1 protein-coding gene is annotated in these 1294 nt (G+C 46.3%); it reads left to right on the forward strand.

Annotated elements, in window-relative coordinates:
- On the forward strand, positions 1 to 1043 hold a 1043-nt coding region (locus tag R7127_RS26365), incomplete at its 5' end, for a GGDEF domain-containing protein (protein ID WP_318148700.1).
- Positions 1044 to 1294 lie beyond the last annotated feature (251 nt).

Consider the following 1294-nt stretch of genomic DNA (forward strand, 5'->3'; position numbering starts at 1 on the left):
CGCCAAGTGGTGAGCTACTCGGAACGTTGTCTATTAGTCACGATGTGACGGAATGGCATAAGATTCAGCAGAACTTACGTGATGAAATGGAACGTCGAAAAGACACTGAAGTCGCCTTGGCTCAGCGTGACACCATTCTTCAAACAATCTTAGATGCAAGCCCTGACTCTATCGGTATTTTTAATGAGAACATGGTGTACCAAGCGTGCAATAAGCCATTTGTAAACGCTTTAGGTATATCTGAAGTTTCTGATTTGATTGGTAAGCGTCTTCAAGATGTCATTCCCGTTGAAATGTACACGCGGTTGGAAACGAGCGACCTACACGCTCTGCGACAAGCAGAACCGGTAAGGTATATCGATAAGGTCGTGAGTAGTGATGGCCATATTACGTGGTTTGATGTGGTGAAATCGCCGTTTAAAGACAAGGCATCGGGTACGAATGGCGTTCTTATCATGGCGCGTGATATTTCAGAGCGTTATCTCGCCGAGCAAAAACTTGAACAAGCGAACCTTGAGCTTGAGAAATTGAGCTTTATGGACAGCTTGACGCAAGTGGCGAATAGACGCCGATTTGATGAACGTCTTCATGTACTTTGGTATCACCACATTCGTGAAAAATTGCCTTTGACTATCATGTTGTGCGACATCGACTTCTTTAAAGATTACAACGACTGTTACGGGCACCAACAAGGCGACGAGGCGTTGATTCGTGTCGCGGCGGTCTTCAAGCAAGTGGTCAACCGTTCTTCAGACTGCGTGGCTCGATACGGTGGTGAAGAATTTGGTTTTATCTTGCCAAACACGACAACAGAAGGCGCAGAGCAAGTCGCTCAACGCATTCATCAACAGATTAGACAGCTTGATATGGAGCACGGTAGTTCGGAAGCTTCAGAGCACCTCAGTGTGAGTATCGGCTTTGTTTCTTACGTTCCTCAGCATGGTGATGAGCCTGAAATGGGCATCGCTATGGCCGACAGTGCGCTATACCAGGCCAAAGCCGATGGCCGTAATCGCACCTGCATCCACCCTAGTTCCTTCTAGCGCTTTGTGACCGCTTGCTCTAAGTTGATAGCAAGCGGTTTAAATCACCGTATTAAACACGTTAAACTGCTTATACCTTGTGTTCTCGCCAGTTCACCAAGGTGAATGCCTCAAAATCAAACAGACCTAAATTGCGTTAGGCCTTGTACATCTACCCGTTTTCAATATGTCGGGTTGATAGCTTGCTTGTGCCATGGAGTAGTTAATGAAACCCATGAAAAATCTCGCCCAGTACTATGTAGACTTACTGG

The organism is Vibrio sp. 1159 (assembly GCF_033340395.1).
Lineage (GTDB): Bacteria > Pseudomonadota > Gammaproteobacteria > Enterobacterales > Vibrionaceae > Vibrio > Vibrio alginolyticus.